Source organism: Litoreibacter ponti, from assembly GCF_003054285.1.
GTDB classification, from domain to species: Bacteria; Pseudomonadota; Alphaproteobacteria; order Rhodobacterales; family Rhodobacteraceae; genus Litoreibacter; species Litoreibacter ponti.
Map to the genome: position 1 here is coordinate 873,893 of NZ_QBKS01000002.1, position 24,717 is coordinate 898,609.

The window sequence follows — 24,717 nt, forward strand, 5'->3', positions numbered from 1 at the left end:
GCTCCTCCTCCCAGAGAAGATGTTGACAAGCCTAAGCGAGTCGCCATTAATATTTCAATATGTAAAACCAAGTTTCATATAATGGAACCTGAAACATAAACGCACAAAACCTTGGGAGGACTTCATGCGTTCATTCTTCAAAGCGTCCACGGCGGCGCTTGGACTTGCTGCCATTGCGGCTTCCGGCGCCTTCGCCGACGGCCATGCCAAGCTCAGCGGCGATCTGCGGATCATCTCCGACATGTCCAACCCAGCGCCGCGTGCGGTGATGGAAGGCCTGGCGGCTGACTTTGGCGCCCTGCACCCTGACCTCAACATCGAGCTCGACATCGTCGACCGCGAAGCGTGGAAAACCCAGATCCGCAACGCGCTGACCGCCAACGCGCCCGACGTGATCAACTGGTATGCCGCCAACCGCATGGGCCCCTATGTCAACGCAGGCCTGTTTGAGGATATCTCCGACATGTACGCCAATGGCGATCTGCCGGGACTCGAGGCCGTCAAGGGCGCGATGACGCTGGACGGCAAGCAGTGGGGCGTGCCCTATACCTACTACCAGTGGGGCATCTACTACCGCGAGGACATCTTCAACGAGCTGGGTCTCGAAGAGCCCGAGACATTCGAGCAAGAGCTGGCCAACTGCCAGAAGATCGTCGACAGCGGCAGGAAATGCTACGCTATCGGCACCAAGTTCCTATGGACCGCGGGCGGCTGGTTCGACTACCTCAACATGCGTACCAACGGCTTTGATTTCCACATGCAGCTCGCCCGTGGCGAGGTCGAGTGGACCGATGACCGTGTGCGCGAAACCTTCGCCAATTGGCGCAAGATCATCGACATGGGCGGCTACATCGACGACCACCAGTCCTACAGCTGGCAGGAAGCGCTGAAGTTCATGACCGATGGCGAGGCCACGGCCTACCTGATCGGCAACTTCGCCGTGGCGCCGATGCGTGACGCAGGGCTGGGCGACGACCAGATCGACTTCTACCAGTTCCCGATGATCAACGATCACCCGATGGGTGAGGACGCGCCGACCGACACGTTCCACATTCCGGCCAATGCCACGAACAAGGACAACGCCCGCGCGTTCCTGCAATACGTGACCTCGGCCGAGGTGCAGACGGCGATCAACTCGGGCGACGCGCTCGGCCAGCTTCCGGTCAACGCCAATTCCTCCGTGGATGCGGACGAGTTCCTCGAGCAGGGCTTCGAGATGCTGTCGAACAATGCCACCGGAGGCGTGGCGCAGTTCTTCGACCGCGACTTCCCCGCCGAGATGGCGTCGGTCGGTATGGAAGGCCTGCAGGAATTCATGGTGTTCCCGGACAACCTCGACGATATCCTGGCCCGTCTCGAAGACGCGCGTCAGCGTATCTACAAATAAAATCCACCATAGGATGGGTCCTCAGGACCCATCCTACCTCTCAATCCATCCGCAAGCCCTGAGCCCCAGAGTTTGCGCATGTGTTGACCCACAGCCGAGAAAACAGGGAGCCCCCAGATGACCGACATGGTGAGCCCGCCGATCCCACCCCAACGCTCCCGCGGCTGGTACAAGCGCAACGAGATCGCGGTCACGCCATGGCTCTTCCTGCTGCCGGGCATCCTGTTCTTCGCGGTCTATGTCATCATCCCGATCTTCCAGTCCTTTTGGATCAGCTTCCACGAATGGGACGGTCTGGGCGAGAAGGTCTGGGTCGGCACCGGCAACTACGAGCGCCTGCTCGGCGGGGACCGCAAGTTCGAGGTCTCTTTCTGGAACAACATCAAGTGGCTGTTCCTCTACCTGCTGGCGATCCCCGCGGGCCTGTTCATCGCGTTGCTGCTGAACCAGACCGTGCGTGGCATCCGGCTCTACAAGTCGATGTTTTTCTTTCCCTTCGTGCTGTCCCAGGTGGTTGTGGGCCTTGTATTCTCTTGGTTCTACTTGCCGCGCGAGGGGTTGCTGAATGCCATCCTCGGCGTGGTCGGCGCGGGGCCAGTCAACATCCTGGGTGACCCGACTCTGGCGACCTACGGCATCATCGCCGCCGGTCTCTGGCCGCAAACGGCCTATTGCATGATCCTCTATCTTACCGGGCTCAATGCGGTCGATCCCGAACAGATCGAGGCCGCGCGCCTGGACGGCGCAAAGGGCTGGAAGATGCTGTGGTACGTCGTGCTGCCGCAGCTGCGCCCCGCCACGTTCATCGCCTTCGTCGTCACCATCATCGGCGCGCTGCGCTCGTTCGACCTGATCTCGGTGATGACCAACGGCGGGCCATTCGGCTCCACCCGGGTGCTCAGTTTCTACATGTTCGAGGAATCGCTCTCAGAGTTCGGCTTCCGCATGGGCTACGGCGCGGCTATCGCGGTGGTGCTGTTCTTCATCATGCTCTTCTTCATCGCGTATTTCCTGTACTCGATGTACCGCGACGAGAAAGGGGCCCGCTGATGTTCCCGACCCCGATCGAAAAGACCTCGCGCACGTGGCAGCTGACCTATCAGGCGCTTTTGCCGGTGGCGCTGGCGATCTGGCTGCTGCCGCTGATCGCGGTGGCGACCTTTTCCATCAAGCCCGACGCAGACTTCACCAACGGCAACTACTGGGGCCTGCCCTCGTCTTTCGAGTTCTTCACCAACTACGGCAAGGTCTTTTTCGAGAGCGACATGCCGCGCTATATGCTGAACTCGGTTCTGATCACGGTTCCCACGGTGATCGGCGCAGTGGCGCTCAGCTGCATGACGGGCTTCGCGCTCGGGGTCTACAAGTTCAACGGGAACCTCTGGATTTTCTTCATGTTCATCGCGGGCAACTTCGTGCCCTTCCAAATCCTGATGGTGCCGGTGCGCGACCTGTCGGTCGACTTGGGGCTCTACGACACCAAGCTGGGGCTGGTGCTGTTCCACGTGGCTTTCCAGACCGGCTTCTGTACGCTCTTCATGCGCAACTTCATCCGTGCCCTGCCCTATGCGCTGATCGAGGCCGCGCGGGTCGAGGGCATCTCTGAATGGCGCATTTTCTTCTTCGTGGTCATGCCACTGATGAAGCCCGCGCTGGCGGCACTGGCCGTGCTGATCTTCACCTTCATCTGGAACGACTACTTCTGGGCGGTTGTGCTGACCCAGGGCCCCGACGCGCAGCCGGTGACCGCAGGGATCACCTCATTCAACTCGCAGTACCGCGCCGCATATCACCTCATGAGCGCAGGCTCGATCGTCGCGGCCTTGCCGCCGGTGGCCATGTTCTTCCTGATGCAGAAACACTTCATCGCGGGCCTGACCCTCGGAGCCGTTAAGTAATGATCGACGAGACGTTTCAGGCCTGGCGCCTGGATGACGTGCGGCAGACGCTTGTGCTGGCCGCACGCCGAACCCGACTGCCAGAGGTCGTCTACTGGGGCCCGCCGCTGCCCGCGGAGGAGGACCTCGCAACCCTCTTTCATGCCCACGCGCTGGACGTCACCGGCGGGATGCTCGACGAGAACCCCGACCTGTCGATCTGCCCGGAAGCCTCGCGCACGTTTCCGGGCCAGCCCGGCCTGATCATCCGCTCCGAAGGTGGCACGCCGCTGTTGCCGAAGTTCTGCTATGACAGGGCCGACCAGACAGACGACACGCTTACCTTGCGCTATAAGGATGCCGATCTGGGCCTGCATTATGCGGCCCAGTTCAAGACCGATCCCGACACGCGGGTCATCACCTGCAAGGCTACGCTCGACACCGATGCGCCGGTGCATCTGCATTGGATGGCGGCACCGGTCATGCCCGGCCCGCAGCTCAGTGACGAGATGATCGACGTGGCGGGCCGCTGGACGGGGGAGTTCCAGCTCAACCGCACCGCATGGTCGCCGGGGATGCGCTACCGCGAGAACCGCACGGGCCGCACCGGGCACGAGCATTTCCCCGGCCTGATCGTCCCCTGCCGCGGCGCCACCAACACCCTAGGACAGGCCTACGCCTTCCACTACGGCTGGTCCGGCGGGCACAAGATGATCGCCGAGGAATTGCCAGATGGGCGCCGCCAGATTCAGTTCGGCCACGCCGCAAGGATGGAGGTCAACGCCGCCACACATTTCTCCTCCGCCTCGCTTTATATCACCTTTTCGGATGACGGCCTGAACGGCTGCGCCGTGGCGTTTCAGCGCCACCTGCGCGACCGTATCGTGACGCCCGCCAATGACCGCCCGCGCCCTGTGCATTACAACTGCTGGGAGGCGGTGTATTTCGACCATAAGCTCGACGTGCTCAAAGACATCGCGACCCGCGCCGCCGATCTGGGGGCTGAACGGTTCGTGCTTGATGATGGCTGGTTCGGGCAGCGCGACGACGACACCACGTCGCTGTCGGATTGGGAGGTCGATCCGCGCAAATACCCCGACGGGCTTGGCCCCCTGATTGACCACGTCCACGCGGCGGGCATGTCCTTTGGCATCTGGTTCGAGCCGGAGATGATCAACCCCGACAGCAACCTGCACCGCGCCCATCCCGACTGGGCCTTGGGCTCTGAGGATCAGACCCTTGGCCGCCAACAAAAGGCGCTTAACATGGGTCTGCCCGAGGTGCGCGATTTCGTCTACGACCGTATGGCCGCGATCCTGTCGGAATACCCGATCGACTACATCAAGTGGGACCACAACCGCGTTCTGCCCGCGCCTGACGCGGACCAGACCCGCGGCTCTTATGCGCTGATCGACCGGCTGCGCGCCGATTTCCCGGCCGTCGAGATCGAAAGCTGCGCGTCGGGCGGCGGACGCATCGATTTCGGCATTCTCAAGCGCACCCAGCGGGTGTGGCTGAGCGACAGCAACGACGCGCTCGAGCGGTTGAAAATGCAGCACAATGCGGCGTTGTTCCTGCCCATGTCGGTCACCGGCTCCCATGTCGGCCCACGCCGTTGCCATACGTCCGGCCGCGTGCTCGACATCTCGTTCCGCGCCTGGGTCGCGGCCCAGCGGCATATGGGGTTCGAAATGGACCCGCGCGAGCTGGACCCCCGCGAGGAGGCCGTGCTGCGCGAGGTCACCTCGTGGTGGAAGCACAACCGCGACTGGTTGATCCCCGCTGATATTCTGCGCCTCGACAGCGCTGATCCGGCAGTAATCGCAGAGCAGCAGATGGCCCGCGACCACTCCCGTTTCGTGGTCTTCGCGGGCAAGGCCGGCACGTCGACCCAGATCGCGCCGCGCCCGCTGCGCCTGACCCGGCTTGAGCCTGACGCGCGCTACCGTGTGACGCTGGTCAATCGCAACAACATCGCCCCACCAGCCCTGTCCCGCGGCAACCCGATCCTGAAAGAGCGCAGCATCGAGGTCTCGGGCACGTGGCTGATGACCCAAGGCCTGACACTGCCATGGTCCTTCCCGGAAACGATGTGGGTGCTTGAAGGGGAAAAACTGTGATGGACGTCAAAAATGAGACCGTTACAAATACACCTCGGAGGCTGACATGACGAAGATTGCCACGTTCCACGACCTAGAGGGCGCATCCGTTTTCATCACGGGCGGTGGCTCCGGCATCGGCGCGTCGCTCACGGACGGCTTCCTCGACCAAGGCGCCAAGGTGGCCTTCATCGGTCGCTCGGATGCCTCTGACTTCGTGGCCGAGATGCACGAAAAGCATGGGGCTGCACCGCTGTTTATACAAGGCGACATCACCGACACCGATGTTCTGACGGCCGCAATTGCGCAATCCGCCGAGGCCCACGGTCCGATCACCGCCCTGGTCAACAACGCCGCCAATGACAAGCGCCACACCACCGCCGAGGTCGACGACGACTTCTTCGACCGGATGATGGCGATTAATCTGAAGGCTTATTTCTTTGCGTGCCAGGCAGTTTTACCGCAGATGAAGGACGCAGGCGGCGGCTCGATCATCAACTTCTCTTCGATCAGCTACATGATGGGCAACGCGGGCTACCCGCTCTACACCGCCGCCAATTCCGGCATTAACGGCATGACCCGATCGCTTGCCCGCGAGTTCGGCCCTGATCGCATCAGGGTCAACGCGCTGGCCCCCGGCTGGGTCCTGACCCAGAAGCAAAAGGACCTCTGGGTCACGCCCGAAGGGCTCGACTCCCATCTCGACCGGCAGTGCCTCAAGGACACGCTCGATCCAGACGATATGATTAACGGCGTGCTCTTCCTTGCCTCCAAAACGTCCAAAATGATGACCGGCCAATCGCTCGTGATCGACGGCGGTGTGGTCGTCACCGGCTGATGAGCGATGATGTAAGATATCCTGACTGGATCGCGGTCGACTGGGGCACCTCGAACCTGCGCGTCTGGGCGATGACGGCAGAGGGCGAGATGCTGGCACACAACGGCTCCGACGCGGGTATGTCGACACTGGAGCCCGCAGATTTCGAAGTCACTCTGTTGGCTCATATCGCCCCGTGGCTTCCGGCCGGGCGCACCACACCCGTGATCGCGTGCGGCATGGTCGGCTCTCGCCAGGGCTGGGCCGAGGCACCATACCGCGCCGTACCCTGCCCCCCGTCCGGCGTGCTGATTGACGTGCCCTGCAAGGATGCCCGCATCACGATGCACATCCTGCCGGGCCTCAAACAGGAAAAATCCGCCGATGTCATGCGCGGCGAAGAGACCCAGATCGCGGGCTTTCTCGCCAGGGAGCCGCGCTACGACGGCATCGTTTGCCTGCCCGGCACCCATACGAAATGGGCGCAAATCTCGGCGGGCGAGGTCGTGTCGTTCCAGACGTTTATGACCGGCGAGATGTTCGACCTTCTCAGCCACGCCTCCGTGCTGCGGCATTCCCTGGGCGAGGGCAAAGCGCTGGATGAAGCCAGCTTCGCCGATGCCGTGTCCGACACGATGTCCCGCCCCGAGGCGGTCGCCACGCAACTGTTCAAGATCCGTGCAGCCGACCTGCTGTTCGGTGCGTCAGAGGCCGTGTGCCGGGGGCGCCTGTCCGGTCTCTTGCTCGGGCTGGAGCTTGCCGCCGCACGCCCCTACTGGCTGGGCCAGCCTGTCTGCCTCGTGGGCGCGCCCAGCCTGAACACGCTCTATGCCAAGGCGCTGGTGATCCAGGGGCTGGAGGCCCCGCAATATGATGCCGATGAGATGACCCTCTGGGGCCTGTCCGCCGCGTACAAGGAGAGTTTCTCATGAGCCGCACCCTGATCGCCATTCTGCGCGGCATTACCCCCGACGAGGCCGTGCCGGTCTGCGAGGCCCTCATTGACGCGGGCATCACCTCGATCGAGGTGCCAATGAACTCGCCCGACCCGCTGGACAGTATCGCGGCGATGGCGCGGGCCTTCGGCGACCGCGCCCTGATCGGGGCTGGCACCGTTCTGACCAAGGGTGATGTGGCCGGCGTCGCAGGCGTAGGTGGCAAGCTGATCGTGTCGCCCAATGCGGATGTGGATGTCATCAAGGCCACCGTTGCGGCGGGCTTGCAAAGCTGGCCCGGCGTCCTGACGCCCACAGAGATGTTTGCGGCCCTGCACGCAGGCGCGACGGGCCTGAAGATATTTCCGGCCTTCAAGCTCGGCCTCGACGGCCTGAAGGCCGTGCGGGCGGTGCTGCCTCCCGATGCCCCGGTCTATGCCGTGGGCGGCGTCGGGCCAGAGGGGTTCGCGGACTGGAAGGCGGCGGGCGCGGACGGCTTCGGGATCGGCTCCGCGCTTTATAAACCGGGTCGCTCCGCCGATGAGATCAGCATCATCGCCAAGGAAATGGTCGCGGCCTACGACGCTGCCTTCTCGTGAGCTGGAAGGTTCACGACGACCGCGCTTGCGTGCTGGGCGAAGGCGCCTTCTGGCATCCCGGGCTCGGCAAGCTGTTCTGGTGTGACATCATGGGCCGCCGACTTTTGTGCGATGAAGGGCGGGTCTGGTATTTCGAAGAACACATCTCTGCGCTTGGCTGGGTCAACGACCGCCTCTTGTTTGTCGCATCGGAAACCGGACTGGCAACTTTCAACCTGCAAAGCGAGGTGTGGTTTCCGATCTGCAGCCTGGAGGCCGACGAGCCCAAGACACGCTCCAATGACGGACGCGCTGACCCCAAAGGTGGCTTTTGGATCGGGACGATGGGCAAGAACGCCGAACCTGACGCGGGCGCAATCTACCGGTTCCACAAGGGCGAGTTGCGCCAGCTTTTCGCCCCGATCACAATCCCGAACGCGATCTGTTTCTCGCCCGACGGCGCCTTCGCCTTCTTCGCCGATACGTATTTCGGGCGCGTCATGCGCGTGGCGCTGGACCGCGACGGCTGGCCCTGCGCGCCGCCGATCAAATACCTTGACCTTGCGGCAGAGGGTTTGAACCCTGATGGCGCGATCATCACCGCCGAGGGCGACATGCTGCTCGCCCAATGGGGGGCCGGGCGCGTCGCGCAATACGGCCCCGATGGCAGTTTCAAAGCTGCGTTCGACCTGCCGACAAGCCATATCACCTGCCCGGCCTTGGGCGGTTCAAACTTTTCGACCTTATTTGCGACCTCCGCCCTGCAGGGCCTCAGCGAGGCCACCGCGGCAGATCAACCCCACGCCGGGTGCACGTTCGCTATCGAGACGAGCCTGACCGGCCTTCCCGCCCCGAAAGTCCTGCTATGAAACGCACACTTGGTGTCTGTTATTACCCCGAACATTGGCCGGAGGATCTCTGGCCAGAGGATGCCGCGCGCATGGTCGAGGCGGGCCTGTCTTGGGTCCGCATAGGGGAATTCGCCTGGTCTCGTTTGGAGCCGTCCCCGGGAAATTTGCAGCTCGACTGGCTCGACCGGGCAATTAAGGTGCTCGGCAATGCCGGGCTGAAGGTGATCCTCGGCACGCCCACCGCTACGCCGCCGCGATGGATGGCAGACAAGCACCCCGACATGTTCGCCCGTGACGCCGGGGGGCATGTGCGCGGCTTCGGCTCGCGGCGGCACTATTGCTTCTCCCATCAGGGCTACCGCGCCGAGAGCCGCCGCATCACCGAGATCCTCGCCAAACGCTACGGCGCGAACCCGCACGTTGCGGCGTGGCAAACCGACAACGAATACGGCTGCCACGACACGGTGCTCAGCTACTCCGACGCGGCGTTGGCCGGATTTCGGGACTGGCTGTCCCAGAAATACCAATCCCCGGACGCGCTGAACCGCGCCTGGGGCAATATCTTCTGGTCGATGGAGTACGCGAGTTTCGACGAAATCGGCCTGCCCAACCTGACCGTGACCGAGCCGAACCCGGCCCACGTCATGGATTTTCGACGCTACAGCTCGGATCAGGTCGTCGCGTTCAACCGCGATCAGACCGAGATTCTGCGCCGCCACACCGACGCGCCGCTGATCCACAACTACATGGGGCGGGTCACGGAGTTCGACCATTTCGATGTAGGTGCCGACCTCGATATTGCGTCGTGGGACAGCTATCCGCTGGGCTTTCTCGAGGACCGGATGGAGGATAGCGACGCCCACAAACGCAGCTTCGCACAACAGGGCGACCCCGATTTTCAGGCTTTCCATCATGACCTGTATCGCGCCGTCGGACGCGGGCGCTGGTGGATCATGGAGCAACAGCCGGGCCCTGTTAATTGGGCCCCGGTCAACCCCGCGCCCTTGCCCGGCATGTGCCGTCTATGGGCGTGGGAAGCGTTTGCCCACGGGGCTGAAACCGTGTGCTATTTCCGCTGGCGGCAGGCCCCGTTCGCGCAAGAGCAGATGCATGCCGGACTATTGCGCCCGGACTCAGTGGCGGCTCCGGCCTTGGGCGAGGCCGCCGACGTGGCGCGCGAAATCGCGGCGATGCCGGATGTCGGCACGGTGGAGGCAAAGGTCGCGCTGATCTTCGACTACCCGTCGAACTGGGCTTGGGAAGTGCAACCACAGGGATCAGCCTTCAGCTATTTCCGTCTGGTCTTCGAGACCTATCGCACCCTGCGCAGTCTCGGCCTCGATATCGACGTGGTCGCCCCAAGTGGGGTCTTGCAGCGTCACAAACTGGTGCTCGCACCCGGCGTTTTCTCGGGCGCGCAGATCCCGGATGACTGCCGCGTGATCTTGGGTCCGCGCTGCAATTCCAAGACCCCGGACTTCAAAATCAACGCCTCCCCCATTCCGGGCGTGACCGTGTCCCACGTCGAAAGTTTCCGCGCCGACATGCCCCGCGCACTGCCGGACGGTGGCGCGATGATCCATTGGCAGGAGCATCTCGAAACCACGCTTCCGGTGCACGAGACCAGTGCCATTGGCGAGGCGGTGTTGGTGGGGGGTCGTGCGATGTATCTCGCGGCGTGGCTTGATTTCGAGGCGTTGCGGCGGGTGTTTCGCACCCAATGCGAGGCCTGCGGGATCACGACCGTGGATCTGCCCGAAGGGCTGCGCCTGCGCCGCACTCAAACGCATCAGTTTGTGTTCAATTACGGGCGGGATCCGGTGTCGTGGCGCGGGCAGAACATCGCGCCCGCAGGGGTCTATTGGACTGAATTATAACAAAAAACCCGCGAGGCCATAAGGCGTCGCGGGCTTATTGGTGGCGTTAGGTGGACTTGAACCACCGACCTAACGATTATGAGTCGTTCGCTCTAACCAACTGAGCTATAACGCCAATGGGCGGGGGATATTAAAGCCAAGGCGTCGGGTCAAGCGGGAATCGCTGAATTAAGGTTTCCTAACGCGCGGGCCATTAACCTTCGTGAACGGCAAGAGGGAGAGCTTCCGGTGGCATTGTTGGACGAGCTGAAAACCATCGTCGGCGCGGCGCATGTTCTGGTCGATACAGATACGGCGAAATACGATCATGACTGGACGGGGAAGTATCAGGCGACGCCAATTGCTGTCGTGCGCCCCTGCTCGACCGAGGAGGTCAGCGCCGTTGTAAAGGCCTGTGCTGCAACGAAAACTCCCATCGTGCCGGTGTCTGGAAACACCTCCCTTGCGGGCGGCACCTATGGCAAGGACGCGGTGATGGTGTCGATGGAGCGGATGAACGACATCCGCGAAATCCGCCCCGATGCCCGCATCGCGATCGTCGGCGCTGGCGCGGTTTTGTCGTCGATCCACGAGGCTGCGGATGCCCATGATCTGGTCTTTCCACTGACTTTCGGCGCCAAGGGCTCCGCGATGATCGGTGGCGCGCTCAGCACCAATGCGGGCGGCTCGAATGTCGTCAAATACGGCTCAACCCGCGGGTTGTGTCTGGGATTGGAAGTCGTGCTTCCCGATGGGCAGATCATGAATTTAATGTCGGAATTACATAAGGATAACTCCGGCTATGACCTGAAGAACCTGATGATTGGGGCAGAGGGCACTTTGGGCTTCATCACCTCTGCGGTGCTGAAGCTTTTTCCGAAACCCCGGGCCTATGCGACCGCGATGGTGGCCGTTCGCGAGATGGGTGATGCGTTAACACTGCTTAATGACCTGCAAGAGGCCACAGGCGGGTTGGTGGAGGCGTTCGAATACATGGACGCGCTCTACATCTCGGATCATCTGGACATGTATCCCAAAGCCCGCGCGCCGTTCGAGGACCGCCATGAGATCAACATCATGGTCGAGATCGGCGCCACTGCGCCAAACCTGACCGACCTGCGCGACGACGGCACGTTGCCCCTGACGGAACTTCTGGAAAACACGCTTGGCGCCATGCTGGAAGACGGTCGCGTCCTTGACGCGTCGGTTGCTCAAAACGAGGCGCAGCGGCGCGAAATGTGGGAGCGGCGCGAAGCGGCAGGCGAGGTGATGCTCATTCGCAAACCTATGATCAACAACGATATTTGCGTCCCCGTAGACAAGGTCGCCACCTTCTTTGAGCGCATAGACGAGCAGCTGGCAGAGCATGATCCGGGCTCACTGCATACCTCAGTCAGCCACTTGGGCGACGGCAATATCCATTTCCTGCTGTTCCCGACCAAAGATGATCCTGCCCATATCGACCGACTGACCGAATTGGTGGAAGACGTGACGCTGGGTCTGGGTGGAAGCTTCTCTGCAGAGCACGGGATCGGGCTGACCAAAAAGCCGTCTATGGCGCGGCGCAAGGATCGCGTGGCTCTGTCGGTGATGCATGCGGTGAAGGCCGCGATTGACCCCGATAACATCATGAATCCGGGCAAGGTGCTGCCGCAGGTGAATTAAACTAGGTTAAAAATTCGCACTGTCGGATTTGCGTCGGATACCTGTCGGACTTGCGTCGGGCAAAGTGTCGGACCCGATTGATTTCGCTGAATTTCTTTGGTCCGCCGCTTGGCGCCTCTGCCAGCCCGGGAAAATCGAGAGCTAAGGCCGGTATTCAGTGCGCACGCCAATCGAAGAAGTTCGCGGGCGCGCGCGCGGTCAGGCGTTCCGCGACGGCGCGGCCCATTTCGGCGGCGTCTTCGATGCTCGCGGTCTCGGCGTCCGTCAGCGCCTCTGACCCGTCCGGGCGCAGGATCTCTGCCCTGAATTTCACGGTGCCGCCGTCGAGTTCCGCCAACCCGGCGATCGGTGTCTCGCACGATCCCTCAAGCGTCGCGAGATAGGCACGTTCGCAGGCGAGGCGCTGGCCCGTGGGCACATCATGAATGGCTTCCAGCATCTCGGCTGTGCGGCTGTCATCGCCGCGCCGTTCGATCCCGATTGCACCTTGCGCGACCGCGGGCAGCATATCATCCGTCGCTATCCCGTGGGCGGGCACGTCGGCAAGGTTCAAGCGGTTCAATCCGGCCATCGCAAGGAATGTGCAGCGCGCGATCCCGGCGTCGAGCTTCTTCAGGCGGGTCTGCACATTGCCGCGAAACTCAACGAGTTTCAGATCGGGACGGCGGTTCAAAAGCTGCGCCCGGCGGCGCAGGGAGGAGGTGCCGACGACGGCCCCCTCTTCCAGCTCGGCAATCGAGGCCGCCGATCGCGAGACAAATGCATCGCGCACGTCTTCGCGCGGCAGATACGTGTCGAGCAACAATCCACCCGGCTGCTCCACCGGCATGTCCTTCATGGAATGCACGGCGATGTCGATCGCGCCGGACAGCAGGTCTTCCTCGATCTCCTTGGTGAACAGGCCCTTGCCGCCGATCTCTTTCAGCGGGCGGTCGAGAACCGCGTCCCCGGTGGTCTTGATCACGACGATTTCGAACGCCGCCTCGGGCAAGTCGAACGCGGCCATCAACCGCGCGCGGGTCTCATGGGCCTGCGCCAGAGCCAGCGGCGAGCCGCGGGTGCCGATCTTCAAAGGGGTGGTCGGGGACGGGAGATCAAGTGCCATAATCCAATCCTTAGATGCGTCAACTAAAGTTGACAACCTTTCTTGACATTCGGGGGGCGAAGACCCGACAAGTATGGGCAAGAGAAGGAAATTTACCATGGCTGCCACCAAGACCATCCTGCGCGCTCTGGCGGGCGAAACGCTGGACACCCCGCCGATCTGGATGATGCGCCAAGCCGGTCGCTACCTGCCCGAATACCGCGCCACGCGGGCCGAAGCGGGGGATTTCCTGTCGCTGTGCTATAACTCCGATCTGGCCGCCGAAGTGACCTTGCAGCCGATCCGGCGCTACGGTTTCGACGCCTCGATCCTGTTTGCCGACATCCTGTTGTTGCCGCAGGCGCTTGGCGCCGATCTGTGGTTCGTCACCGGCGAAGGGCCGCGGCTGTCGACGGTCACGGGGGCCGCAGACTTCGCTAAATTGAAAGGCCCGAGCGACGTGCATGAGCACCTCGCCCCGATCTACGAAACCGTGCGCATCCTGCGCCGCGAGCTGCCGGAAGAGACCACGCTGATCGGCTTTGCGGGCGCGCCCTGGACCGTCGCCACCTACATGATCGCCGGGCGCGGCACCCCGGATCAGGGCCCTGCTCACGCGCTGAAAGCCGAGGATCGCGAGACGTTCGAGAACGTCATCGACCTGCTGACCGACGCGACGATCGAATACCTGTCGATGCAGATCGAGGCGGGCGCAGAGGTGGTCAAGCTATTCGACAGCTGGGCCGGCTCGCTGAAGGGCGAGGATTTCCGCAAATACGCGCTGGAGCCCGCCAAGACCATCATCTCGGCGCTGAAGGCCCGCCATCCTGACACCCCCATCATCACCTTCCCGCGGGAAGCGGGGGACAACTATATCGGCTTCGCCAAGGCCACAGGCGCCGATTGCGTCGCGCTCGACAATTCCGTCTCGGCAACATGGGCGGCGGAGCATGTGCAGGTCGATGGCTGCGTGCAGGGCAACCTTGCCTCGTCGCATATGGTCACCGGCGGCCAGGCGCTCGTTGATGAGACCCGCGCGATTGTCGACGCGTTCTCTGGAGGGCCACATATCTTCAACCTCGGCCACGGGATCACGCCGGATGCGGACCCCGAAAACGTTCAGTTGATGATCGACACGGTGCGCGCCAAGCGATAGAGACCCTCGCTTTTTCACTGGAACCATTTCGCGCCACCGGCGTACTGTTTTGACATGTTCATTCGTATGCTCTGGGCGCTGTGCGCCATCTTCGCCCTGTCCCTGCCCGCCGCAGCCCAAGAGGCCAGCGACGACACGACAACTGTCACCGATCCCGCGCAGTCCGTCTCCGTCGCGCCGGTCGCGCGCGACGAAGAGATCGCTGAGCGTATTCTGGAGATCATGAAAGCCACCGGCTGGTTCAAGTTTAGCCGGGTTGAGGTGAAAGACGGCATCGTCTTCCTAGACGGCCGCACGAACAGCGCCGATCACAAGCTGTGGGCGCGAAATCTGGCGGCGCAGACCCAGGACGTGGTGGCAGTCGTCAACCGCATCACCGTCGTGACAGAGGCCAACTGGTCCTTCGCCCCCGCCCTTGCGGAGATCAAATCCGTCGGCAACCGGGTAGTGACCTCGCTTCCGCTCATCCTGCTCGCGATCATCATCCTGCCGTTTACGTGGTGGCTTTCGGCGCTGGCGGCCAGAGGGCTGCGCCGCTGGTTCCTCAGCGGGATATCCTCGCCGTTCCTGCGCGATATCGTGGCCCGCGCGATCGCCTTGCCGATCTTCCTTCTGGGCCTCTTCGTGGTACTTCAGGTCGCGGGCCTGACGCAGCTGGCCGTGTCCGTCGTCGGCGGCGCGGGGGTCTTGGGCATTGTCGTGGGCTTCGCCTTTCGCGACATCGCGGAAAACTTCCTCGCCTCGCTGCTTCTGTCGATCCGCCGCCCGTTCCGATCCGGCGACTATATCGAGGTCGCAGGCCTCGCAGGCTCAGTGCGCTCCATGAACACCCGCTCGACCGTGCTTCTGAGCCCCGAGGGCAACCATATCCAGATCCCCAACGCCACGATCTTCAAAAGCACCATCGTCAACTACACCGCCTCCGCCAACCGCCGCGACACGCTGATGGTGGGCATCGGCTACGACGTCTCGATTGCCCGGGCGCAGGCCCTGATCCTCGAGGTGATCGGGGCGCATGAGGCGGTCCTGAACGAGCCGGAGCCGATGATTCTTGTTGATGATCTGGGCAGCTCGACGGTCAACGTGAAGGCCTATTATTGGGTCAACGCCCGCGACTTCTCGATCCTGAAGGTGAAATCCGCGCTGCTGCGGCAGGTGACCAAGCGGCTGACCGAAGAAGGGGTCTCCATGCCAGATGACGCGCGCGAGGTGATCTTCCCGCAAGGTGTCCCAGTGCTGCAGCTCGAAGGGGCCGCCGAGCGCTCCGCCCTCGCACTGGCCAATCAGGAATTCTCCGACGAGAAGAAAAGCGCCACCGGTCCTCAGGCCACCGCTGCCGAGGTGCATGCGGTGGAGGGCAATCTCGGAAACGAGCAGGTGGAGACCGAACAGGCCACCGCCGACGCCTCTATCCCCGAAGACGAAAACGACCTTCTGGCCGAAAAGTCCTGACCGGTTTCAGTGCTTCAAAAATACTCTCAGGGGGCCTGGGGGCCAAATAACCCCGGCGGATCGACGCGCCATAAGCGCGGCGACAGGCCTAGTACCACTTGGCGACTGGCGGAAGCGACATCAGCACGGCATTCGCGTCATGCCCTGTCTCCAACCCGAACTTCGTGCCCCGGTCATAAACCAGGTTGTACTCGGCATAGAGCCCGCGGTGCTGCAACTGTTTCTCTTTGTCCGCGTCATCCCAAGGCGCGTTGCGCCATTTCTCTGTGACGCCGAGGAAAGCCGGCAAGAACGCCCGCCCCACATCCTGCGTGAACGCGAAATCCGCGTCCCAGTCTCCGGTGTTGAGATCATCGTAGAAAATGCCGCCGACCCCGCGGGCACGATGGCGATGCGGGACGTAGAAATACTCATCCGCCCATGCCTTGAAGCGCGGGTAGTATTCGGGATCATGCTTGTCGCAATGATCTTTCAGGACATTGTGGAAGAACGCGGTGTCCTCGTCGCGCTCGATGCAGGGGTTCAGGTCGGAGCCGCCCCCGAACCACCACGCGCCCGGCGTCCAGAACATGCGGGTATTCATGTGCACCGCCGGGGTCTGCGGGTTCTGCATATGCGCCACCAGCGAGATGCCCGAAGCCCAGAAGCGCGGATCATCTGCCATGCCCGGGACGCCGCGCGCGGCCATCGCCTTTTGCGCGCGCTCGCCCAGCGTGCCGTAGACGGCGGAGACATTGACGCCGACCTTCTCGAACACGCGACCACCGCGCATCACGCTCATCAACCCGCCACCGGCGTCCGACCCGTCGTCGGAGGTACGTTTGGTCTCCGTAACTTCGAAGCGCCCGGCCTCGAGCCCCGCGAACGGACCTTCGGTTTGGGTGTCCTCCAGCCCCTCGAACGCGGCAACGATCTCGTCGCGCAGGCTACGGAACCAGGCAGAGGCCTGGGCTTTCTTGGCATCAAAGTTGATCGTCACGGAGCTGTCCTGTTTGGTTTACACTATGCTAACACCATGGGCGTAGGCCTGTCACGATCCCTTGCTTGCCGAACGGAGGTATAGATATGCGCCGAGCCCTGTTGCTTCTGATGCTGGCCGCCTGCACCGACCCGCGTCAGGCCTGTCTGAACGCGGCGGTAGAGGATTTGCGCATTGTGCAGGCGCTCATTGCCGATACCGAAGCCACGATCGAGCGCGGCTATGCCATTCAGACAGAGACCCGCACCGCAATCTACACCAATTTCTGCGTCGGCACGGGGCGCAGCGATGTGGGCTTCACGTTCTGCAACTATCCCTATCCGGTCACCACCCGCAAACCCGTGGCCGTCGATCTGAATGCCGAGCGGCGCAAACTGACCTCCTTGCGCCAGAAGGAACGCGAGTTGCGCCGCGACAGCCTACGCGCGCAACAGGCCTGCGAGACGCAATTTCCCACCGGGGCCTGAGCCACAAATCAATTGTGGCGGGAATGTGGCGCGCGATAGCAGGCTTGGACATCTAGTAGCGCACCTGAACCACACCACTACATCTTGCTTTCCGCCGCCCGAAATTTGGGCAAAGCATATGAAAGTAAACTGTTTTCTGAAAATGGCCTTTATGCTAGGTTATCCACAATTGCCGGTAACCGGCTGAAAAAAACAAAAGGGGCCGCAACGTCGTCCCCGAGGCAGATTGGGCAGACGTCGTGGCATTACGTCTTTTGAATGCAGTCCGTGCAGGGCTGATACTTTGTGTTTTCTCGACATTGGGCGGGGCGGCTTTCGCGGCCCCCTACGCAGCCATGGTGATGGACGCGCGCACCGGCGAAGTGCTGCATGCGCGCAACGCCGACACGCGGCTCCACCCGGCATCCCTGACCAAGATGATGACGCTCTACGTCGCGTTCGAGGCGATCCGCCGGGGCGAGATCACGCTGGACACCAAGGTGAAGATTTCCCGCAAGGCCGCGGCAGAGCAGCCGTCCAAACTGGGCCTGAAATCCGGCCAGCGCATCGCGCTGCGCTACCTCATTCGCGGCGCGGCGGTGAAATCCGCCAATGACGCGGCCACCGCCATCGGCGAGGCGATCTCCGGCTCGGAGGCCGCGTTCGCCCGCCGCATGACCAACACCGCCAAGGCCCTTGGCATGACGAAGACCACGTTCAGGAATGCCCATGGCCTGACCGAGAAAGGCCATATGTCGAGCGCGCGGGACATGACGATCCTCGGCCGCCACATGATCTACGACTACCCGCAATACTATAACCTATTCTCGCGCCAGACGACCCATGCCGGCGTCAAGCAGGTCTCGAACACGAACCGCCGCCTACTGAATGCCTATCGCGGGGCCGACGGGATCAAGACCGGCTACACCCGCGCTGCGGGCTTCAACCTCGTGGCCTCCGCAGAGCGTGGCAACGAGCGCATCATCGCCACCGTCTTCGGCGGCACCTCCACCGCCGCGCGCAACGCGCGGGTGGCCGAGCTGCTCGACATGGGCTTCAAGCGCGCACCGTCCCGCGCCAAGCTGCGCAAGCCCCGCCTGCCCGACTACCAAGGCAACACGGTCGAGCCCAAGGTCATCAAGGTGCAGCCCACCATCACCGCCCGCCGCAAGAGCCCGCGTCCGCTGATGCGCCCGATTATGCCGCCTTCTGCAGATATGCTGATGGCCATCGTGGAAAGCGTGGACAACAACGTGAGCCAGGCGCGCGAAGAGGTCGCGACCCGCAACGTGGAGACCGCGACCACCGTCACACCGATCCGCAGGCCGCAAAACATCGTGCAGGCGGCCATCGACACCAGCCTGACGCCCGCCGCCAAACCGAAGGAGCGCCGCGTGATCACGCGGGCCTCGACCTCCGGCGGGCGGCACTGGTCGATTTCACTGGGCCACTACAACACCCGCAACACCGCAGAACGACTGCTGCTGAAAACCGCGCTGCAAGAGATCGGAACGCTCGACGAGGCGCTGCGCAAGGTCGTGAACCGTCCGCGCGGATGGCAGGCCAATTTCGTGGGTCTTTCCAAGGAGAAAGCAGCTCAAGCCTGTCAGCGCCTCAGCGCGCGCGGGCATAGTTGCGAGGTGCGCGGCCCCGGGGCCTGACGCGCTATCCGGTGGCCTTGAGATCCAGAGCCGCCGTCAACAACTGACGGGTGTATTCGGTCTTGGGTGCGGTAAACAACGCCTCACCTTCGCCCATCTCGACCACGTCGCCCTGCTTCATCACCAGCACCTTGTGCGACATCGCGCGCACGACCTTCAGGTCGTGGCTGATGAACAGGTAGGCCAGTCCGTATTTCTTTTGCAGGTCGCGCAGAAGCTCGACGATCTGCACCTGCACCGTCATATCGAGCGCCGAAGTGGGCTCGTCCAGCACCACCAGCTTGGGCCGCAGGATCATCGCACGCGCGATGGCGATGCGCTGCCGCTGTCCGCCCGAGAACTCGTGCGGGTAGCGGTGCATCATCTGCGGCTCCAGCCCGACCTCGGTCATGATATCGGCCACCATCTGCCGCTGATCCATGCCTGCCGCTGTGCCGTGAACAGACAGGCCTTCGGCGATGATCTGCTCGACCGTCATGCGCGGGCTGAGCGAGCCATAGGGGTCCTGGAACACGATCTGCATGTCCGCGCGCAGCGGGCGGAGTTGCTTGTTCGACAGCCCTTGCACATTGTCGCCCTGAAAGATGATCGGCCCTTGGGATGAAATCAGCCGCATGATCGCCAGCGCCAGCGTCGTCTTGCCAGACCCGGATTCACCCACGATGCCCAGCGTCTCCCCCCGCCGCACCGACACGGTCGCGGCGTTGACCGCTTTCACATGGCCGGTCGTACGCTTCAGCAGACCGGTCTGGATCGGGAACCAAATTCGCAATTCCTCGGTCGAGACGATCTCTTCCGCGCCGTCCGGCACGGGGCCGGGCACGCCTGTCGCCTCCGCATCGAGAAGAAGCTTGGTATAGGGATGCTGCGGGTTGTCGAAGATCTCCGCCGTTGGGCCTGTCTCGACGATCTTGCCGTGCTGCATCACGCAGACCCGATCCGCGATCTTGCGCACCACGCCAAGGTCATGGGTAATGAACAGCAGCGACATGTTCTCGCGCCGCTTCAGGTCCGCCAGCAGCTCCAGAATCTGCGCCTGAATGGTCACGTCGAGCGCGGTCGTCGGCTCGTCGGCGATCAGAAGCTCCGGCCCGTTGGCGAGCGACATGGCGATCATGACACGCTGGCGCTGCCCACCGGACAGCTGGTGCGGGTAGCTCGACAGCCGGCTCTCAGCATCACGGATGCCGACCTTTTCCAGCAGCTCGATCACCCGGGCGCGCGCCTTTTCACCGCGCAGGCCCTGATGCAGCGTCAGGCTTTCGGTGATCTGCTTTTCAAGCGTGTGCAGCGGGTTGAGCGAGGTCATCGGCTCTTGAAATATGAAGCTGATGTCATTGCCGCGCACAGCGCGCAGCTCCCGCTCGGTCGCCCCCGCCAGATCCCGCCCGTCATAGGTGATCTCGCCCGTGACCGTCGCGCTGTCGGGCAGAAGCTGCACCGTGGACAGAGCCGAGACCGACTTGCCGGACCCGGACTCGCCCACCAGTGCCACCGTCTCGCCGCGATCGACGTGGAAAGAGACCCCTTTGACCGCCTCGGTCGTCTCGCCGTCCTGACGGAAAGAGACCCGCAGATCCCGCACGTCCAAAAGCCTGCTCATTGGAAGGTCTTTCTCGGATCGAAGGCGTCGCGCACGCCCTCGAAGATGAACACCAGCAGCGACAACATGATCGCGAAGGTGAAGAAGGCGGTGAAGGCCAGCCACGGCGCCTGCAGGTTCTGCTTGGCCTGCAGGGTCAGCTCGCCCAGCGACGGGGAGGATGAGGGCAGGCCGAAGCCCAGAAAGTCGAGCGAGGCCAACATCCCGATCGTCCCGGTGATGATGAAGGGCAGGATCGTCAGCGTCGCCACCATGGCGTTCGGCAGCATGTGGCGGAACATGATGACGGTGTTGTTCACGCCTAAGGCCCGCGCCGCCCGGACATACTCGAAGTTGCGCGCGCGCAGGAATTCCGCCCGCACCACGCCCACCAGCGCGGGCCAGCCGAACAGGATCGCAAGGAAGACCAGCAGCCAGAAACTTCGCCCCAGGATCGCGAACATGATGATGATCACATACAGCGACGGCGTCGCGCCCCAGATCTCCAGAACGCGCTGGAAGATCAGGTCGGTGCGGCCCCCGAAGAAGCCCTGCACCGCCCCCGCGGCGATGCCGATGATCGACGAGAAGAAGGTCACGACCAGCGTGAAGACGATGGACAGCCGGAAGCCGTAGATCACCCGCGCCGCCACATCGCGAGAGGTGTTGTCCGTGCCCAGAATGTTTTGCGCATCGGGCCGCGCGGGGGCCGATCCGTCGCGGTCCACGATGGTGTTGTAGCTGTAGGGAATGGGCGGCATCAGGATCCAGCCCTTGTTGATCTGCTCGCCGCCGATTTCGCCGTCCTGCGCGTCATCGATGAAGCCATCCGGGTCGTCGAAACAGTCCTCCAGCCCGCCCGTGATGATCAGGCACTGTACCTCAATATCGCCGTAGGGAGCCTCGGTGCGGAAATCGCCGCCAAAGGCCGTCTCGGGATAGAAGCGGAAGGTCGGGAAGTAATACTCGCCCTGATACTGCACCAGAATGGGCTTCTCGTTGGCGATGAATTCTGCCAGCAAGGACAGCCCGAACAGGATCGCGAAAATCCAAAGTGACCAAAAGGCCCGCCTATTGCGCTTGAAGTTGGTCCAGCGGCGCTGATTGAGGGGCGACAGCGTCATGTCTCGCGGCTCTCGAAGTCAATGCGCGGATCGACGAAGACATACATCAGGTCCGAGAGGATCCCGACGAGCAACCCGATCAGGCCGAAGAAATAGAGTGTCCCGAAGACCACGGGGTAGTCCCGCGCCACCGCTGCCTCAAAGGCGAGCCGCCCGAGGCCGTCGAGCGAGAAGATCGTCTCGATAATCAGGGATCCGGTCAGGAAAATCCCCAGGAACAGCGACGGGAACCCGGCGATCACGATCAGCATCGCATTGCGGAAGACGTGGCCGTAAAGGACGCTCGATTCCTTCAGACCCTTCGCTTTCGCCGTAGTGACATACTGCTTCTTGATCTCGTCGAGGAAGCTGTTCTTGGTCAGCAGCGTCAAGGTCGCGAAGGCCGAGATCGTCGTCGCCAACACCGGCAGCGCGATGTGGTGCAGGTAGTCGAGGATCTTACCAAAGAAGCTCAGCTGGTCGAAATTGTCCGAGGTCAGCCCCCGCAGCGGGAAAATTTGCAAGTATGACCCGCCCGCAAACAGCACCAGAAGCAGGATTGCGAACAGGAAGCCGGGGATCGCGTAGGCCACGATGATCGCACCGGATGTCCATGTGTCAAAGGTCGAGCCGTCGCGCACCGCCTTGCGGATGCCCAGCGGGATCGAGACGACATAGGCGATCAGGGTCGACCACAGGCCTAGCGTGATCGAGACGGGCAATTTCTCCCACACCAGTTCCAGCACACCGACCGAGCGGAAGTAGCTCTCCCCGAAGTCAAACATCAGATAGTTGCCCATCATCGTCAGGAAACGCTGGAGCGGCGGCTTGTCGAAGCCGAACTCCTTTTCCAGCTGCTCGATGAAATCGGCAGGCAAGCCTTCGGCCCCGGCATATTCGCTGGTGCTTGAGCTTTCGAGACTTTGCGCGCCCGCGCCGCTGATCCCCTCGAACACATCACCGCCGCCTTCCATCTGGGCGATGATCTGCTCGATCGGACCGCCGGGGACGAATTGCGTGAGCGTGAAGTTCACGACCATGATCCCGATCAGCGTCGGGATCACCAGCAACAGGCGTCGTAGGATATAACTGCCCATGGCGGCTCCGGGGTCCTGACTGTCGCGGCGCTAGCGCAGGGCGCCTGCGGCGCGCAGCTGCTCGCCCGCTTCGGCGTCATACCACCAGAAATCGTAGAGCCCGACGCCCAGTTCAGGCATGTTTTCGGGGTGACGATACTGGTCATAATAGGCCAGCCAGAAGTCCTTGTTGTACCATTGCGGGATCGAGAACCCGACATGGCGCAGCACCCGGTCGAGCGCGTGAACGCGGGTCTCGAGGTCCTCGAGCGTGTCGGCCTCGATGACCTGCGGGATAATCCGGTCGACCGCCTCGTTGCGCAGCCGCATCAGATTGCGCGAGCTGTTATCCGCGGTGGCGGAATGGAACCACTGGAACAGCACCGTGCCCGGCTCGAACCCCATCTGGAAGCCCTGGTTGGTCATGTCGAACTCACCGGCGCGGCGGCGCTCTACATACTGGGCGGACTCCATCCGCTCGAGACCCGCATCGATGCCGATGCTCTTCAGGTTCTCGACATAAGGATTGATCACCCGGTCATAGAGCGGGTTGAACTGGATGATATTGATCGTCAGCGGCTCGCCGTCTTTGCGGCGGATGCCGTCGTCGCCCGCGATCCAGCCAGCCTCATCAAGCAGCGCACCGGCCTGCCGGAAGACGCGGCGGCTTGGCTTTGCGCGCTCTGGGTCCTGGACGACCGGGACGTAGGCTTCTTCGGTCAGGATCGACTCCGGTAGCAGGCCTTCGGCAACCAATGGCTCAAGGATCGCCAGCTCGCCTTCATCCGGCGCGCCGGTTGCTGCAAGGGGCGTGTTCGGCCAGAACGAGACCGGCCGCGCGAACAGCCCGTCAAAGAGCTTGGCGTTGGTCCATTCGAAGTTGAACATCAGTGACACGGCCTCGCGGGTGCGCGGGTCCTGCCACTTCTCGCGGTCAAGGTTGAACACGAAGGACAGGGCCTGCCCGACATTCCCATCGGGGAGCGTTTCCAGTTTGACATGTCCATCGCGCACGCCCGGGAAGTCGTAGTTCACCGCCCAATCCTTCGCGTCACTCTCCGCACGGAAAGTGTATTCGCCGGCCTTGAACGCCTCGAATGCGGCGGAGCGGTCGCTGAAATACTCGATCCGGATCGCGTCAAAGTTGTTCTTGCCCACGTTGAACGGGTGGTCATTGCCCCAGTAATCCGGGTTGCGCTTATAGATCACCTGCCGGTTGAACTCGTACTCATCGAGCATGTAGGGCCCAGTGCTCATGAACAGCCCGGTGGTGGACTCGTCGAGCCGCGCGCCGGTTTCCTCGAACCACGCTTTCGACCAGACGGGGGTGCCGCCCGCGAAGCCCATGCGGTCGCGCTTCGGCGCGTCGTCGGTAAAGGTGAACTTGATCTTGTAGGGGCTCAGCACCTCGACCGTGTCGATCCATGTCGCGCGCACGGTGCGGTATTCGGGAATGGCCTGCTCGAGGATCAGGTTGAAGCTGAACTCAACGTCATCGGCCGTCACGCCGGTGCCGTCCCAGAACTTGACGTCCTCGCGCAGGGTGAAGGTCACGTAGCTGAGCTCTTCGTCGTATTCCATCTCGGTGCAGATGAAGCAGTAGGCGCCGTAAGGATCATCGAGGGTCGAGGTCAGCAACGCCTCCGACCCGATGCTCGCAAGCGAGGCCGCTCGGCCCGCCCGCGCATAGGGGTTGAACGAATTGAAGTTGCCCAAGGCCCAGGTCGAGATCTCCCCGCCCTTTGGCGCATCGGGATGGACGTAGTCGAGATGGGTGATATCCGCGTCGTATTTCAGCTCCCCGAAGCTGGAATACCCGTGACTGACAATTGCCTCCGAATGCCCGTCGGCCCGCACCATCGTCGCGGCCCCAAGCGCCACCACGGCAGACAGGCCAAGACCCAGGATCCAGCCGCTCTGCGCGCGGGGATGTTCGAGGGCAACGGCACGAGAATGGGGGTGGCGGCGGCGATCATCAGCTGTCATTGGGGGCAGTCCTCCGATTTTTCTGGTCGTCCCGGGCTTCTTTGCGGGCCCGCGTCTTGCCTCGTATATACTAGGGCAGAGAAAATGGCTTTCACATAAAACTCAAGCGCCGATTGCGCGAATGTGA

General features: G+C 62.6%; 20 protein-coding genes and 1 tRNA gene. 14 read left to right on the plus strand and 7 right to left on the minus strand.

The window, feature by feature from the left end:
- The first annotated feature begins 124 nt into the window (after nt 1-124).
- The 9 genes from C8N43_RS18155 to C8N43_RS18195 all read left to right on the plus strand — a co-directional run bounded on the left by C8N43_RS18155 (nt 125) and on the right by C8N43_RS18195 (nt 10,421).
- Complete coding sequence (locus C8N43_RS18155; protein ID WP_211308623.1) at nt 125-1,387, plus strand: ABC transporter substrate-binding protein; 1,263 nt, start codon at nt 125-127, stop codon at nt 1,385-1,387.
- Nucleotides 1,388-1,504: 117 nt separating this feature from the next.
- Nucleotides 1,505-2,437: a carbohydrate ABC transporter permease gene (locus tag C8N43_RS18160; protein WP_245913080.1), complete on the plus strand. Its 933-nt coding sequence runs from the start codon at nt 1,505-1,507 to the stop codon at nt 2,435-2,437.
- Entirely contained in the window at nt 2,437-3,285 is an 849-nt protein-coding gene (locus C8N43_RS18165) for a carbohydrate ABC transporter permease (RefSeq protein ID WP_107847142.1), read from the plus strand. Before C8N43_RS18160 ends, C8N43_RS18165 begins: the two co-directional genes overlap by 1 nt.
- Nucleotides 3,285-5,384 (plus strand): alpha-galactosidase, encoded by a 2,100-nt coding sequence (locus tag C8N43_RS18170; RefSeq protein WP_107847143.1) that lies wholly within the window; start codon nt 3,285-3,287, stop codon nt 5,382-5,384. The genes C8N43_RS18165 and C8N43_RS18170 overlap by 1 nt, the downstream gene beginning before the upstream one ends.
- Nucleotides 5,385-5,430: 46 nt before the next feature.
- Entirely contained in the window at nt 5,431-6,201 is a 771-nt protein-coding gene (locus C8N43_RS18175) for an SDR family NAD(P)-dependent oxidoreductase (RefSeq protein ID WP_107847144.1), read from the plus strand.
- Nucleotides 6,201-7,112 (plus strand): 2-dehydro-3-deoxygalactonokinase, encoded by a 912-nt coding sequence (locus C8N43_RS18180; RefSeq protein ID WP_107847145.1) that lies wholly within the window; start codon nt 6,201-6,203, stop codon nt 7,110-7,112. Before C8N43_RS18175 ends, C8N43_RS18180 begins: the two co-directional genes overlap by 1 nt.
- Complete coding sequence (locus C8N43_RS18185; protein ID WP_107847146.1) at nt 7,109-7,714, plus strand: 2-dehydro-3-deoxy-6-phosphogalactonate aldolase; 606 nt, start codon at nt 7,109-7,111, stop codon at nt 7,712-7,714. The genes C8N43_RS18180 and C8N43_RS18185 overlap by 4 nt, the downstream gene beginning before the upstream one ends.
- Entirely contained in the window at nt 7,711-8,562 is an 852-nt protein-coding gene (locus C8N43_RS18190) for an SMP-30/gluconolactonase/LRE family protein (protein ID WP_107847147.1), read from the plus strand. Before C8N43_RS18185 ends, C8N43_RS18190 begins: the two co-directional genes overlap by 4 nt.
- Nucleotides 8,559-10,421 (plus strand): beta-galactosidase, encoded by a 1,863-nt coding sequence (locus C8N43_RS18195; protein ID WP_107847148.1) that lies wholly within the window; start codon nt 8,559-8,561, stop codon nt 10,419-10,421. Before C8N43_RS18190 ends, C8N43_RS18195 begins: the two co-directional genes overlap by 4 nt.
- A 38-nt stretch (nt 10,422-10,459) precedes the next feature.
- Here C8N43_RS18195 and C8N43_RS18200 read toward each other — a convergent pair.
- Nucleotides 10,460-10,536 (minus strand) — tRNA-Met (locus C8N43_RS18200).
- 113 nt (nt 10,537-10,649) lie between these two features.
- On the opposite strand from C8N43_RS18200, the gene C8N43_RS18205 reads away from it, so the two are divergent.
- Nucleotides 10,650-12,065, plus strand: a complete 1,416-nt coding sequence (locus C8N43_RS18205) for an FAD-binding oxidoreductase (protein ID WP_107847149.1) — start codon at nt 10,650-10,652, stop codon at nt 12,063-12,065.
- Nucleotides 12,066-12,219: 154 nt separating this feature from the next.
- Here C8N43_RS18205 and hemC read toward each other — a convergent pair whose 3' ends face one another.
- Complete coding sequence (hemC, locus tag C8N43_RS18210; RefSeq protein WP_107847150.1) at nt 12,220-13,170, minus strand: hydroxymethylbilane synthase; 951 nt, start codon at nt 13,168-13,170, stop codon at nt 12,220-12,222.
- Between the two features lie 97 nt (nt 13,171-13,267).
- Here hemC and hemE point away from each other — a divergent pair, with 97 nt between their 5' ends.
- Together hemE and C8N43_RS18220 are read left to right on the plus strand one after the other, a co-directional pair.
- The gene (gene hemE, locus C8N43_RS18215; RefSeq protein WP_107847151.1) at nt 13,268-14,305 is read left to right on the plus strand and encodes a uroporphyrinogen decarboxylase; all 1,038 of its coding nucleotides are present in this window, start codon (nt 13,268-13,270) and stop codon (nt 14,303-14,305) included.
- Nucleotides 14,306-14,371: 66 nt separating this feature from the next.
- Nucleotides 14,372-15,757 (plus strand): mechanosensitive ion channel family protein, encoded by a 1,386-nt coding sequence (locus C8N43_RS18220; protein ID WP_158270016.1) that lies wholly within the window; start codon nt 14,372-14,374, stop codon nt 15,755-15,757.
- Nucleotides 15,758-15,845: 88 nt separating this feature from the next.
- Here C8N43_RS18220 and hemF read toward each other — a convergent pair whose 3' ends face one another.
- Nucleotides 15,846-16,736, minus strand: a complete 891-nt coding sequence (hemF, locus tag C8N43_RS18225; RefSeq protein ID WP_107847153.1) for an oxygen-dependent coproporphyrinogen oxidase — start codon at nt 16,734-16,736, stop codon at nt 15,846-15,848.
- 86 nt (nt 16,737-16,822) lie between these two features.
- Here hemF and C8N43_RS18230 point away from each other — a divergent pair, with 86 nt between their 5' ends.
- Both C8N43_RS18230 and C8N43_RS18235 read left to right on the plus strand, forming a co-directional pair.
- Complete coding sequence (locus tag C8N43_RS18230) at nt 16,823-17,203, plus strand: hypothetical protein (RefSeq protein ID WP_107847154.1); 381 nt, start codon at nt 16,823-16,825, stop codon at nt 17,201-17,203.
- Nucleotides 17,204-17,538: 335 nt separating this feature from the next.
- Nucleotides 17,539-18,843, plus strand: a complete 1,305-nt coding sequence (locus C8N43_RS18235) for a D-alanyl-D-alanine carboxypeptidase family protein (protein ID WP_211308632.1) — start codon at nt 17,539-17,541, stop codon at nt 18,841-18,843.
- Nucleotides 18,844-18,847: 4 nt separating this feature from the next.
- Here the strand turns inward: C8N43_RS18235 and C8N43_RS18240 are convergent, their stop codons facing one another.
- The 4 genes from C8N43_RS18240 to C8N43_RS18255 are packed head-to-tail and all read right to left on the minus strand — an operon-like array spanning nt 18,848 to nt 24,590.
- Complete coding sequence (locus C8N43_RS18240) at nt 18,848-20,446, minus strand: ABC transporter ATP-binding protein (RefSeq protein WP_107847156.1); 1,599 nt, start codon at nt 20,444-20,446, stop codon at nt 18,848-18,850.
- A complete protein-coding gene (locus C8N43_RS18245; protein WP_107847157.1) occupies nt 20,443-21,549 on the minus strand; it encodes an ABC transporter permease in 1,107 nt (368 codons plus the stop codon). The genes C8N43_RS18240 and C8N43_RS18245 overlap by 4 nt, the downstream gene beginning before the upstream one ends.
- Nucleotides 21,546-22,625 carry a microcin C ABC transporter permease YejB gene (locus C8N43_RS18250; protein ID WP_107847158.1) on the minus strand — a complete coding sequence of 360 codons (1,080 nt, stop codon included), beginning with the start codon at nt 22,623-22,625 and terminating at the stop codon, nt 21,546-21,548. Before C8N43_RS18250 ends, C8N43_RS18245 begins: the two co-directional genes overlap by 4 nt.
- A 30-nt stretch (nt 22,626-22,655) precedes the next feature.
- Nucleotides 22,656-24,590, minus strand: a complete 1,935-nt coding sequence (locus C8N43_RS18255) for an extracellular solute-binding protein (RefSeq protein ID WP_107847159.1) — start codon at nt 24,588-24,590, stop codon at nt 22,656-22,658.
- Nucleotides 24,591-24,717 lie beyond the last annotated feature (127 nt).